The 13,937-nt window shown below is 55.1% G+C and carries 7 protein-coding genes; 3 read left to right on the top strand and 4 right to left on the bottom strand.

The window, feature by feature from the left end; all coding sequences use genetic code 11:
- Positions 1–163: 163 nt before the first annotated feature.
- The 4 genes from JSS75_10640 to JSS75_10655 all read right to left on the bottom strand — a co-directional run bounded on the left by JSS75_10640 (position 164) and on the right by JSS75_10655 (position 9,549).
- The gene (locus tag JSS75_10640; GenBank protein MBS1904152.1) at positions 164–3,973 is read right to left on the bottom strand and encodes an IgGFc-binding protein; all 3,810 of its coding nucleotides are present in this window, start codon (positions 3,971–3,973) and stop codon (positions 164–166) included.
- Between the two features lie 727 nt (positions 3,974–4,700).
- Positions 4,701–7,328 (bottom strand): PD40 domain-containing protein, encoded by a 2,628-nt coding sequence (locus tag JSS75_10645; GenBank protein ID MBS1904153.1) that lies wholly within the window; start codon positions 7,326–7,328, stop codon positions 4,701–4,703.
- Between the two features lie 185 nt (positions 7,329–7,513).
- Positions 7,514–8,956 carry a DUF4397 domain-containing protein gene (locus JSS75_10650; protein MBS1904154.1) on the bottom strand — a complete coding sequence of 481 codons (1,443 nt, stop codon included), beginning with the start codon at positions 8,954–8,956 and terminating at the stop codon, positions 7,514–7,516.
- 50 nt (positions 8,957–9,006) lie between these two features.
- On the bottom strand, positions 9,007–9,549 hold the full coding sequence (locus tag JSS75_10655; GenBank protein MBS1904155.1) for a GNAT family N-acetyltransferase: 543 nt from the start codon (positions 9,547–9,549) through the stop codon (positions 9,007–9,009).
- A 61-nt stretch (positions 9,550–9,610) separates the two neighbouring features.
- Here JSS75_10655 and JSS75_10660 point away from each other — a divergent pair, with 61 nt between their 5' ends.
- The 3 genes from JSS75_10660 to JSS75_10670 all read left to right on the top strand — a co-directional run bounded on the left by JSS75_10660 (position 9,611) and on the right by JSS75_10670 (position 13,932).
- On the top strand, positions 9,611–10,363 hold the full coding sequence (locus JSS75_10660; GenBank protein ID MBS1904156.1) for a UDP-2,3-diacylglucosamine diphosphatase: 753 nt from the start codon (positions 9,611–9,613) through the stop codon (positions 10,361–10,363).
- Between the two features lie 24 nt (positions 10,364–10,387).
- Positions 10,388–12,670, top strand: a complete 2,283-nt coding sequence (locus JSS75_10665; GenBank protein ID MBS1904157.1) for a PBP1A family penicillin-binding protein — start codon at positions 10,388–10,390, stop codon at positions 12,668–12,670.
- Positions 12,671–12,765: 95 nt separating this feature from the next.
- Positions 12,766–13,932: an acyl-CoA dehydrogenase family protein gene (locus JSS75_10670; protein MBS1904158.1), complete on the top strand. Its 1,167-nt coding sequence runs from the start codon at positions 12,766–12,768 to the stop codon at positions 13,930–13,932.
- Positions 13,933–13,937: the final 5 nt, after the last annotated feature.

Consider the following 13,937-nt stretch of genomic DNA (forward strand, 5'->3'; position numbering starts at 1 on the left):
ACTGTCTCCTGTGGTTCCTGTTCTCAAGATGATGTATTATAACTCGTTATCGTTCTTCCGTATTCTCGATGACAGTTTCAGGGGTTCAAATATACACACTCGAACCCCTGGTTGTCCGAAAATCAGCTTTTTCCCAACATTGGGAGCCATACATGCCTCATGATCAGCGCTCGATTACAAAGCGTCCGCTGCGGACACCTCGCGCTCCAAAGTCGACTCGGTACACGTAGCTTCCTGCAGGCAGATCGTCTGTATCGAAGAGCACCTGGAACGTGCCGGCCGGATGGTGCGCATGATCAAGCAGACGCGCCACTTCCTTGCCGAGCGGATCGAACACCGAAAGACTGACTTCACCCTCGACTCGCTGCGAATACGAGAGTGCGACCGAGTGCGACGTTCCCGTGACCGGATTCGGCACAGCCGGAATGATCCGGACCGGCGGCACGCCATCGATCATATACTTACGCAAGGTCGAATCACCGCATTCGAGTACGAGCGTCACGCTCGTATCCTGATGGGCATACACCATGCAACCCGGCACTTGCGCGCCGAGGCTGTCGTAGAGTGTCGAGCTCGTCAGGTTCACGGTCGTCGAGTTGGACGACTTTGTTAACGCCACCTGGAAGTTCACAGAGCCCAGCGAGGTCATTGTCTCGGTCAGCGGCGTCTTCGGTCCGACAAGCGTGAGCGTTAATATCTTGTTCGTGACGTCAAGACCGGAGTTCGCGGTATCAATCTTCCAGCCGGGGATTGCGGACGTAAACATCGTTGCCTTATTGACGATATTCAACAGGTCGATGTCATATGTATATGTCAAGACGACCTTCTCGATTGCGAGCATGCTCAATGGTTCGCTCAATCCGTTCTTCGACAATGCCAATGCGATCGGCATCGACGTATTGTCGTTCGCATGAACGATCGGTTTCGTGAACGAGTGGTTGAACGACAGATCGAAGTAGCTGGCCGTGCCTCGCACGGAATCGCTGATCAAGACGGTATCCGTCTGACCGATATCGATCACCGAAGCCGTGAGATACCCAGCGTAGTACGCCGGTGTGGTCGACGGAACCGGCGCAAACGTGACAGGGACCTTCACCGACGAATTCGGCGGAATCGTGATTGCAACCGGCAGTGTGACGGCAGGTGTGAACGATCCTGCCGCAGGCTGAGCCACATTGACACCGACGATCTGCTTCGGTACAGGCTGCGAATTGGTCACGGTCACCGAATCCACGGTGCTTGCGCACGACAGGATTGTCTTGGTCGTGAAGCCCTTGATCGTGGGCGGACCGACAGACGTCGTCGCAGTGATCGACACCGCAAGGTTCTGATGCGCCTGCACGCATGCATCGGTGATAATCCCAAAATCTCCCTCCTGAGCATTATCGAGCAGTGCGGGGTCGAACTGCACATAGATTGTCAAACAGCCTCCCACCGGTACAGTAACCGGGAAGGTCGCCGGCGTACCGCCGGTAAGTTTCATCACGCCGGTCAACTGGAACTGCGACGAATCCTTCGACAAGAATTTGTCGATGCGCGAGACCGTCAGCGGATCTTTGCCATTGTTGCAGACGATGAACGAATCGATAATGACCGAGCCGCCAACAGCAACCGTATTCAGATTCACCGTTCCGCGCGAAAGCTGTGCGTCGCGATAGATGTCGCAGACGTTCGCATACCCGCGAATCGTGTCACCATAGACACTGACGAGGAAGATGGTATCGGTAAAGCAATCTGACGTGCGCGCCGGCGGCGAGTAGAGCACATCGGCGACAATCGTCTGCGATTCGTCAACGCGCATCGGCAGTGTGTACACCTTGCCGAAGCCGTCTTCGAGCGTCGGTGTCTGGAAATGCGCCTTGTCGGAATGGGTGATCGCGACCAGCGAATCCGGGAAGTTGCCGACGTTCTGGAACTTCACGTGCAGCGTGATCGGGTTGTTGCAATCTGTCTTGACGGTATCCGGTGTGCTCACAATCATCGGAGCGCATCCTTTACCATCAACGGTTGCCGTTCTCTCGCCCGTGACACTCGGTGAAATGAAATGTGCCGTCGTCGAGACCGGGCCGACAGCCGTCGGGGTACACGAGAATGTGACGGTGGCTACACCTCCGAGCGTACCGGTTCCGGGCACAGTAATCGGGAGCGAGTTGCCCGGCAGCGTCGGATCGAACTTGAAGTGCACATTGTCATCGAGTGTGATGCTCGTTACCTGAATCGAACCGCTCGACGTATTGATAATCTGACACTTCGTCAGGTATCCCGTCGAATCGGGGATGATACAATCGAAGTGGATCGGCGGAACATTGAATTCCGCAGCACCGCCCGAACCGAGCAGCGTACAACGAGCATACTGGCATCCGTCGAAAATCTCGATCGTATCGGATACACCCGTCGCAACCGGCGCGGTAAACTTGATCTTGATGATGCGTTTGCCACCCGGCGGGATGAGCCCGTCGGCGCCGACCGAATCGATGACAAAGCCCTGATTACCTCGCAGGAGTTTCAGGTTCGTACCGATAAAACTGTATGCATTGTCCGAAAAGCTTCCGGTATTGACGAGGGTATCGTACCCGTAGACTGCCACACCAACACTCGGACTGCTCAGGACGAACGGACACGGCTCAAAATCGACGGTCGACGGCTTGAACGTACTGACCACCGTCGTCGCATTGCCCGCAAGGTCGAACGATGTGACCGAGACATACGCCTCTTGCGACGAATCCGTCACGCAAATATCATAGTACGATTGCGACGTACCGACACCGTCGATGAAGTTCGCATCGCGGTTGAACGTCATATTGAACGCGGAGTCGATCACGATCGAGTTCAGTTTCGAATCGCCGGTGCGATCATCACGAACCGAGATATGCGCACAGAAGCACGCACCGGTCGTATCGGCGATCGGTGGAAGCGTATCGAGCGAATTCGCGGAGCGAATACCGAGGGCGCCTGCCCATGCATAGCTGTCGTAATCTGTATATCCATACAGATACACACCAACGCCAGTGTCTGAGGCTACAACATGGTTGCCACCGCCAGCCCCTGCGGTTGTGTATGAAAGTTGGATTGCTTCCCAACCGGAAGCACCAAATGGGAACCGCTTAATAGAGGTACCGGGGATTGCATTTAGCTGTCTACCGTCCATTGTGGTCTTGGACTCATGACTAGCGGGGAGAATGAAGTTCACATAATTTGTAAAATCCGGTTCTCCGTTACCCAAGGTACCTCCAAGTTGTGGAATTTGGAAAATAATCCTTGAGCCAAATTGATCGATGGGATTGACCACAACACTCGCCGGATCACCCACATTCTTCTTCTGCGATGATGGAGCCAGGTGGTTTGCGCTTTCGATGTATTGTACGAGTTGAAATGCAGTATCGCTTGTCCACTCCGACGCTTCAGTAATGTCGTAAATCCAAAAATGATCAAACGCTGACGTAAGAATTGCAGCCTGATTCCCGTTCCGAAAAATCACCTGTCCGGGTTTCGTGCCTACTACCAGAAAAAGATCGCCCCCATATTGTCGCCCTCGAAATGGCACTGAAAAATAGTGGTTCGACCAAGTACGAATTGGCTGCATCATGTCAAGTACGTGGTCACATGCCGGGTCCGGGGCAGGAATGTTAGGACACACCGACCCGCCTATCATTCCAACCGGCTTATCGCCAACCACGATCGTACCGGTAAGATCCGGATCATCGCCCGGATTCGGCGTAACAGACTGGAACTGCATACACTCGCCGCGATTGAGTGTTACGTTGAACGTTTGACCCTTGGGGTGCGCAACCACAGAAGGGAACCCATCCTGACGAATATCCCAAGTGGGCGTAATTTGTATATTCGTATTATCCTGCGAGGCAACAACGATAAACTCCGATGGAAGATCGGCAATCGATGGATCAAGCAAATATGCCTCATACCCGGCTACAACGTATGACGTACCCCACCCAACAGTAGGAATGCAATACATGCCATCTGTCGTTTGTGGTGCACGCGACAAAAAATACACCGACAAATCGGCATCCGTCGACCAAACATGGATCGTCTTCGTCTCCGTAGAACCACTGGATACCAATTCAAAACTCTTGGGGAGTTCGCCGGTTACCGAACTAACAATTGAAGTCTGATTTGCAGTAATCGCCTTTAAAATCGGAGGGGCGGAACCGAATTGAATATGGGCCGTCGTATTTCTTGGCGAAGATATATATATATAAAAATACCTTCGTGGATCGCCGAGCGGACCATCCTTAAAATAATTTTGAGGAATACCAAACCAAAAATCACGACCCAAATACTGAGTTGCCTTGGGCGCAGTCGTAATGACATGGTGAATCCTCCCCTGCGCTTGGAGGGGGGCCGTCGAACCGCCGAACGCGGCCACGCAGCCGATCAGCAGTAGAATCAGGGACATTCGTCGCATCATGGTGCTGCTTTTCCTTTCAGAGATATCTCGATTCTCCCAACGTGTATAACAAAAGACACCTGCCGGAATTACGAATCTCGCCGCCGGCAGACGGCGGTCGTCTGCGTGTACACTGTAGTTGTTACCAGAAGCGGAGCGCGATGGTTCCGAGCGCTTCCTCCAGCCGTTCGAGCGGACACGGCAGAGGATCGGCAGCATCGTGCAACCGGCCCCCGACGGGTACCGGCCGCACATGCCTCTACAAACGAACTGCCTGGGGATGCAGTATGAACGATTACTGGTTGATCGGGGTCTCGATCACGACCTGAACCGTACGGTTATAGTAACGACCTTCCGGCGTCTGGTTCGGATAAAGCGGCGGCACTTCGGCTGTTCCTTTGCCGTATCCGGTTGCCTTGAGCGTATGGACGTTGTTCTTGATTCGTGCCTGAATATCTCTCAACGTTGCCGACGCACGGTTCGACGAGAGCTTCAGATTATAATCAGGGGTTCCGAGATTATCGGTGTACCCGTTCACTTGCACGTCCGATGCCGGTTTGATACGATCGAACACATAGTCGTTCAAGATCTTCGAATTCCACTTGCCCATCTCCGAGCTGTTATACTTGAAGAGGATAAGGTTATACGTTTCCTGCGTCTTGTCCTTCATGTGCACAACAGCCACGTCTTTCTGCGAGAACTGGCGAACGCCGGTCAGATCGACATTGGATTTGTGTACCTTGCCAGCAACGTCGGTTACGAGGAGTTGTACGCCGAAATCGGTTTCGTCAGCGGGCAGTTTGTGATCCGCATCCGAGCGCCAATTCCACTCCGGCGATTCGGCTGCGCTCACCGGCCCGAGGTCGGAGATATGAGCCCACTCCTGACCGTTATGCGTGATCGAAAGCTCGCGGCTCTTGACACGATCGTCTTTAATACCGTTCTTCATCGAGAACTTCGCGGTGCGGAAGTCGGGATACTTCACGAGCATTTCCTTACGGATCGGCTTGATGATTTCCCAATCGTCGGATGACACCTCGACACGACGATTTTCTTCGATACCTTCGATCGTGGTCGACAGCGTGGAGTTCGCCGGCAAGCCGCGTGCCTCGATGGGCAGACGAGACGCATCGATGCCCCAAATATCGACGAGATACTTCTTAACGTTCTCGGCACGAGCACGCGAAAGGTCGGTCGACTTTTCGGCATCGTTATCCTTCTGTTGCGAATTACAACCGATGAGGGTGATCTTCGCATCGGGATGTTTGCGCAACCGCAGGCCGAGGCAGTTCAGATAGTTGTAATAGCCGTTGAGCGTTGCGCTGATCGTATCCTCGCTGAACCCGTTGGTCTGCGCCGGATCGGTGAAGAGCACGTAGCGTGACGGGAAGGTACTCTGACCCGGATCGAAAAAGATCATCGGCAGGAGTGCATAGAGTTCGACCGTCAGACGCTCGCGAACGATCAGACCTTTGAAACCGGAGAAGCGGTCTGCCATGCCGGGTTCTTTCAACAGCTCGGGCGTTTCGGTGACCCAACGTACCTCCGGCGGCACTTCGTTATTCATCGGGATGTCATGCGTGATCACGCGTGACGAATCGTTGCGAAGCGGAATATTCTCGCGCGTTGCCGGGTACGGGAAGTGGTTCGGCTCGGTGGCGCTGATCATGTACGAACCGCCGAGATAGCCTTGCTTATTCGCCGTGAGCACACAGACGTACTCGCCTGTTTCGCTGTTAGCTTGCTTGTTATACACGGTGTCGCCCGTCTGTTCGTCGGTAATCACGACGTGTGCGGCAAGCTTCTCGTTGGTGTTGACGTCATAACAGATACCTCGCAACACGAGCGTCGGCTTCGGCTGCGGCGGGTTGAACGCAACATAAATATCGAGGGCACCCGAACCGCCTCCGCGGTCTGATGAGAAGAACAATACATTCCCGGATGCCGGGATCGTGAGGAACATCTCGTTCGCCGGCGAGTTGATCGGCGGCGGCAGTGCGACCGGTGTCGTCCAGTCGGTATCCGACGGTCCTTTGAACTCGGACATAAAGATGTCGCGCTGTCCCTCGCCGCCGTGGCCGTTCGAACAGAAATACAACGTCTGACCGTCGGCTGCCATGAACGGCGAACCGTCGTATTCGGAGGTGTTGATCGTCGAACCGAGGTTTACAGGCTCACCCCAGCGGCCATCGGGCATCTGGTGAGAGACGAAAATATCCAGGTTGGTGGCCTTTTCATTGCCGACACGTCCCGGGCGATTCGAAGCGAAAAAGAGTTTTTTCCCATCCGGGCTGATTGCCGGTTGCGATTCCCACTTGTTGGTATTGATCGGGGAGCCGACCTCGTGCATGTTCTTCCACTCATGACCATCGAGGGTAGCGACCCAAATATTCATGTCGTTCGTCCCCGATGTACCGCGATTCGTAGCGAAATAGATGGTTTGTCCATCGGCAGCGATCGACGCAGCGCCATCGCCAAGTTCGCTATTGATCGACTCCATGTTTACCGGGGCGGTCCAGGTCGTGTCGTCGCCGCTGGGGTTTGTCGTCCCCCAAAAATCGTCATAACCCTTGCTTCCGTCTTTACGACGCGAAACGAAATACATCGTCCGTCCGTCTGCGGTGACCGTCGGTCCGAAATCTTCGGAGCTGGAATTGATCACGGGTCCGAGGTTCTTGACGATCAGCTTACGAAACTGGCTGGTGCCGGTATCGGGAAGCGGCACGGGACGCATGGGTGTCGGTTTTGCAAATGCCTGCGGCGCCGGAGTGGTAAGGGTGCTCACCGGCGAAGAGATCTGCTTCAACTTCGTTTTGACAAGCCGAAATGCGGCGCTGGGCTCGAAGAACGCGGCGATCGATGCAACCGCGAGAACCGTTGCAACCCAGATCACAAGAGGGCGTCGTGAGGTTGAAAAGTTCATAGTCGTGTAGTTGTAATTAGTATGATGTACAATGAAACTTCCGTGCTGTCCGAACCGCAGGGTGATGACGCGAGCGGCCTGATCCCACAACACATGGCTATAGCCCCTGTATCCAAGCTACAGCCGCGGACAACGAAAATACTGAATTTTTTACACCTCCACGCAGATTTGCGCCTGCATGGCGATCACTCCGAAACGATCTTCACGGGGAAGCCGGCACCGCTTTGCGCGGGCAGGAGATAGATCGACATCGGGCGGTTCGCAACCACGGTCATGGGGACACTCCGGGTCGCACTGCCATCTGCCAGCGTGAGCGTTGTCGCTCCAACCGGCACATCAAAATACGCAACTTCTTTGAATGCAAGCGATTTTTGCAGACTTGAGATGCCAACCGCGATGCTCGGATGATCGGGCGAAACCATCACAACACGCACCCGATTGAAGCGTCTGTCCTCCGGAATCGTCATCGTATCGCGGAGGATCAAATGATCGAGCGATGTAGTTTGTGAACCCAGCGGTGCTTTCTCTACACTCACGAACGTGTACCGATCGTCGGACTGCGCACCACCGACAACCCACTCGTCCATCTTCGTCGTTGCAGAATAGATATTGGTTGTGCTGAAGACGTAATGACTGTATGCATTCAATCCCGGATTCAACGCAAGGTAGGACGAGAGACTATCCGTCGGGATATCGAGTACTGTCGTCGCTTGTTGCGGATAGTTGCTTCGCGGGTCGTATTGTTTTGCAGAATCGGCCGGACCTTTGATCAGCAAGCTTAGTTGCGACAGCGACCGCGATGCATTCATGATACGCACACCGAACGTCGAGAAATCATTGAGGAAGCTGCCCCCTTGCGCATCGGAAAGTATGAATGTCGATGCCGAATGCTCGTTTCCGATCGGCTTGGTGCGGCCTCGGATCACGATCGTTACAAAGAAACCGTTCGACGTGAATGCATACGGAATAAGCGCAATGATATGCTTCGGATTCCCGGCTTCCGTGACAATGAGCGAATCTTGATGATCCTTATCGTACACTTGCATCCGAACATCGGAGTACGGGTTCGCTTTCCCGTAATCGATCGTCGCATTCGGTTTGCCATCGGGGGTGGTATGCCAATGAATATCGAGCGACGGAAGATCGGGGATGGCATGGATGAAGCGGATGTACGTATGATTCGGATCCGGCGCCATCGTCTGGTCGTCAAGCAGGAGCACCTTCTTCGTGTTGGGTTCGGTCGGCGCGGCATGCACACGGCCCATGACGATCAGGGTTTGCCGATTGACATTGAGTTTGACGGTATCCGTCACCAGCGTATCGCGGCCTGCCGCATCGGCGGTGACGACGACAAACGTAGAGCCGATCGACAGCGGCGTTCCGTCTGCGTAGTGATCGTAATACCCAAACGGAAAACTCACGGAGACTTCATACGGATAATCGGGCCAGAAGCGGCGGCCATTGAGCCAAATCGTCACGCTGTCCTGGTCGGGCATCGCATTGACGATGCGCAACTTCGCCACACGGATTTCGGGGTAATCGCATTGGGGTGTACACCCATCCGAAAGCAACACCAATACAAACAGAATCGGAAGCAAAACGGCCGCGGAGCCAACTCGGCGGAGCATGTGGAATACGGATACGATCATACTAATACAACAAGATAGCTCACTGAAAGTTACTCCGCCAGTGCATGCGATACGTCATTCCAGCCATAGAGCATATCGCAATAGACCGCTCCGTCAAGGTGAAAATCGGCCTCCTGACAGACGTCTGGACGATAGCGGTCGTAAAATCGGCGGCCGAGCTTGTTCGCCGTCAGTACATACAGCTTAAACGAGCTGACGCCCCGCTCCTCGAATGCATGCATCATTGTCTGCCATAACAATTTGCCGACCCCGAGCCCATGGTACTCGGGCCGCAGGTAGAGCGCATATAACACAGCCCCGTATCCGTCATTGTCATCGTTCGTGCCGGCACTGACGTAACCGATCACATCAGTGCCGAGCGTCGCGACGAAGCACCAGCGACGCTCGGGTATCTCGGGTGTAAGGATTCGCTGCCACTTTGCAATATAGTCTCCGAGTGCCATCGTATCGAGTACGGCGCGGTCGATGATCCCTTCGTACGTACTGCGCCACACATCGATATTGATGCGGGCGATCTGCTCGGCATCGAGTGTCGAAGCCGGCCTGATCTGTATCGTTGGTGCAGGGTCCATCTGCAATGTATGACACGAACTTGCAAAAAGTTGTTTCCAACGGCGGTATTTTCGTACGCGAATGCCAAAGCATTACTTCATCAGCGATTGCCACCTGGGCTTCGGGACCGACCGCGAGGCTGACCGCCGCCGCGAAAACCGGCTCTTGGCGGTGCTCGATCGCATCGAGACCGAGGCAGCGCGCGGCGAAACCCAAACGCTCTTTATTGTCGGCGATCTCTTCGATTCGTGGTTCGAGTACCGTCAGGTGATCCCGAGGCGGCATGTGCGGACCATTGCTGCGCTCGCGCGTATCCGCTCGCACATCCGAGTGGAGTATCTGATGGGAAATCACGACTTCGGGCACCGCAACTACTTCCGGTCGGAGCTCGACATTCCGATTCATGGAGGCGACCTCGAAGAAACGATCGACGGCAAGAAGTTCTATATCGCTCATGGAGACGGCAAGGCGCTCAACGATACAGGATATCTCATTCTTCGCTCGATCCTTCGGAACAAGTTCTTGCTGTGGTGCTATTCATGGATTCATCCCGATATCGGGATCTGGATCGCCGAACGAATGAGCAGCACGTCGCGAGGATACACCGACAACCGCGACGCACTGCAACAGCAGGACGGACTGCGCATCTTCGCAGAGAAAAAAATCGCCGAAGGCTATGACTATGTCATTATGGGGCACCGGCATAAGCCACAGTTCGAGCAGATCGGCACGGGGTATTATATTAATCTTGGCGATTGGCTCAAACACTATTCGTATGGCGTCTTCGACGACGGACAATTCCGACTCGAGACCGCACCGGAAGCAACTATCTGACGTTCTCGTTGTAGATTTGTAATCGTGGACGACCAGCAATACGAAGAATTCGAGGGCTACGAAGGGCCCCAAGACCATCTCTCACAGTTTGGGGTAACCCCGTGGGAGCGGTTTACGGCATTCCTGAAAAAACGGAAGCTGGTGATCGTACTTGTTCTCGTGTTTGGCGTCGGCTTCCCGTGGCTGACCTACGAAGTCCTCAAAGGCGTCCCGACACTCGACCAGCTCGAGAACCCCCATCCCGAATTAGCGACACGTATCATCAGCTCCGATGGCGAGCCGCTCGATCAGTTCTTCATCAAGAACCGCACCACTGTCAAGCTTCGCGAAGTGCCGAAGGCGCTCATCGACGGACTGATCGCCACCGAAGACCGCGAGTTCTACGATCACTGGGGCATGAACGTCTGGCGCACGTTCAAAGCGGTCTGGACCGACATTATCACGCTCAGCCCGAAGCAAGGGGCTTCGACGATCACCCAGCAGCTTGCACGTAATCTGTACCTTTCGCAAGAAAAAACTCCGCTGCGCAAACTCCGCGAAGCCGTCAGCGCCATCCAGATCGAGCGTACGCATACGAAGAACGAGATTCTGGAGATGTACCTGAACGTCTGCTACATGGGTCGCGGTGCATACGGCGTCGCCGTGGCAAGTCAGGTCTATTTCGGCAAGGACGTGTCGAAACTGACGCCGGCGCAGTGCGCATTCCTTGTCGGCGTGCTCAAGGGGCCGGAGAACTACGACCCCGACGACAACTACGATCGCGCGCTTGCCCGTCGAAATACCGTTCTGGAGAACATGGTCGATGCCGGCTATCTCGACAAGAGTTCGTGCGATAAGTACCGCCAGGAAAAGATCAAAGTAGTCCCTGCACGCACGTATCAAGGCGTCGCGCCGCATTTCGTGGAGATGGTACGCCAGCAGCTTTCGAAGATGCCGGAGCTTGCGGGCTATGATCTCTACCGCGACGGCCTCGTGGTCTACACCACCCTCAACGCACAGATGCAGCGCGCCGCCAACCGCGCGGTCGATGAACACATCGCGGAATACCAAAAGACTGTTGTCGATAAGCGATGGAATTGGAAATCGCATAAAGAATTGCTCGACTCGCTTGTCGCGCATGCTGCACGCAACAATCCGGAAGTACGAAATACCGAGGACGACAAAATGCGTGAGAAGCTCGAACGAAAACTGCGTGCAGATCAGAGATTTATCGACAGCGTGAAAGTCTCAGAGCTCCGATTGCAAGCGGGTTTTGTTTGCATCGATCAGAAGACGGGGCAGATTCTCTCGATGGTCGGCAGTTCGAACTACCGCGAACACCGCTACGGCCTCAACCACGTTACGCAGATCATCCGACAGCCCGGTTCTTCGTTCAAACCGTTCGTCTATGCAAGCTGCTTCGAGAAGGGATACACGCCGGAGTCGTTAGTCTCGAATGATCCGATCGAGATGCCCGACGGTGACAAAGTATGGCGTCCGCAGAATTTCGCCGGCGAGGCGGTGGGCGGCCCGATGACCATTCGAAGCGCGTTGCAATGGTCGAGCAATCTCTGCGCCGTGCATGCGATCACCGAGTTGACAAACATTTCGGATGTCGTGAAGATGGCGAAGCGCCTCGGGATCAAGTCGAACATCCCTGCGGTGCCGTCGATCGCGCTCGGTACGGCGGAAGTCTCGCCGCTCGAAATGGCGAGCGCGTATTCGACCTTCGCCAATGATGGCGTTCGTGCAACACCGTTTGCCGTGCTTCGTGTCGAAGACCGCAACGGCAAGATTATTTATCGTGCAAAACCGGAGTACGATCTGGTCTTCGAGCCGAAGATCGCACAGATGATCACGATCTGCCTCAAAGCTGTTGTCGACGGCGGAACGGCAAGCAGCGGCGTTCGTAGGTTTTTCGGCTATCCCGCTGCCGGCAAGACGGGCACCACACAGAACTTTGCCGACGCCTGGTTTTGCGGATATACACCGTACTACACCGCCTGCGCATGGGTCGGCTTCGACGATAAACGCGTGACCTTCACCGGGTCCGACGGCCAAGGCGGCCGTGCTGCCGCGCCGATCTGGGGACGCTTCATGAAGTATGCCTACGAGGCCATGAAGCCGAAAATGATATTCTTCAATACCAATTGGAACGGCGCCGTCGCCACACCGGATTCGACCAAACGTGGCGACAGCACCGGTGGCGTGCTTCCGACGATCCCGAACGCGCAGACACCGATGCACGATCAGCATACTCCTCCGACTCAGCCGACGACAACCCCGCAGCCACAGCCGATCGTGCAACCGAAAGAACCGAAACCGTAAGTCGTCTCCTGTTCACATCGACTCCTCCAAGAGCCTTTTAGTACCGATCCCCCGGTTGAATCGGGTATATTTGTAGTTCTAACTTTTGTGCATCCATGCAGACCGACGCCCTCGATTTTCATTTGAGCGAAGACCAACAAGCCATCCGCGACGCTGCGCGCTCGTTCGCAGAATCCGAGATTAAACCGCATGCCCTCGAATGGGACGAAACGCAGACCTTCCCACTCGATGCGTTCGCTTCGATGGCGTCACTTGGGTTTTTGGGGATCATGGTCCCGACCGAACTCGGTGGCGCCGGACTCGGTGCGATGGAGAATGCAATCATCATCGAAGAAATCGCCCGTGCCTGCCCGGCGGTTGCACTGTCGATCGCTGCACATAATGGGCTCTGTACCGGTCATATCCTTGCGTTTGCGTCGGACGAACTCAAACAGAAGTATATCCCCGATCTTGCCAGCGGTTCGGTGCTCGGCGCATGGGGCCTGACCGAACCGAGCTCCGGCTCCGATGCCGGCGGCATGCAGACGACGGGTGTTCGCGATGGAGACCACTGGATCCTCAACGGAGCGAAGAATTTTATTACGCACGGCACCTACGGCAAGACGGCCGTGATCATGGCCATTACCGACCGTGCAAAAGGCCCAAAGGGCATCAGCGCATTTGTCGTCGATAAGTCGATGCCAGGGTTCTCGGCGTCGAAGAAAGAGAACAAGCTCGGCATGCGAGCAAGCGACACGTCGAGCCTCCTGCTCGATACTGTTCGTGTGCCGGCGGCGAACCTTATCGGCGAGGAAGGCATGGGATTCGTGCAGGCGCTGCAGATCCTCGACGGTGGTAGAATTTCCATTGCGGCGTTGAGTGTCGGCTGCGCGCAAGGCGCATTCGAAGCCGCGATGAAATACGCGCAAGAGCGGAAACAGTTCGGCAAGTCGCTCGCAGAGATGCAGGGTATTCAGTTCAAGCTCTCGCAGATGTCGATGAAGCTCGATGCCGCACGATTACTCACCTACAAGGCGGCATCGTTGCGCGATGCGGGCCAACCCTACGGCGAAGCCGCGTCGATGGCGAAGATGTTCGCGTCGGAGGCATGTGTGAATATCTGCGAAGAAGCGATCCAGATCCACGGCGGGTACGGATATATCAAAGAATTTCCGGTCGAGAAATACTGGCGCGATTCGAAATTGCTCACGATCGGTGAAGGAACGAGCGAAGTGCAGCGCATGGTCATTGCCCGCCACGAGCTCAAGGCATTTGCTTCCTAAGTCAC

It is taken from the genome of Bacteroidota bacterium (assembly GCA_018266755.1).
Lineage (GTDB): Bacteria > Bacteroidota > Ignavibacteria > Palsa-1295 > Palsa-1295 > JAFDZW01.

Bases quoted from the DNA above. Each gene is read 5' to 3' on its own strand.
- JSS75_10640 (MBS1904152.1), bottom strand. From the start codon at position 3,973: ATGTATTGCATTCCTACTGTTGGGTGGGGTACGTCATACGTTGTAGCC.
- JSS75_10645 (MBS1904153.1), bottom strand. From the start codon at position 7,328: ATGAACTTTTCAACCTCACGACGCCCTCTTGTGATCTGGGTTGCAACG.
- JSS75_10650 (MBS1904154.1), bottom strand. From the start codon at position 8,956: ATGCTCCGCCGAGTTGGCTCCGCGGCCGTTTTGCTTCCGATTCTGTTT.
- JSS75_10655 (MBS1904155.1), bottom strand. From the start codon at position 9,549: ATGGACCCTGCACCAACGATACAGATCAGGCCGGCTTCGACACTCGAT.
- JSS75_10660 (MBS1904156.1), top strand. From the start codon at position 9,611: ATGCCAAAGCATTACTTCATCAGCGATTGCCACCTGGGCTTCGGGACC.
- JSS75_10670 (MBS1904158.1), top strand. From the start codon at position 12,766: ATGCAGACCGACGCCCTCGATTTTCATTTGAGCGAAGACCAACAAGCC.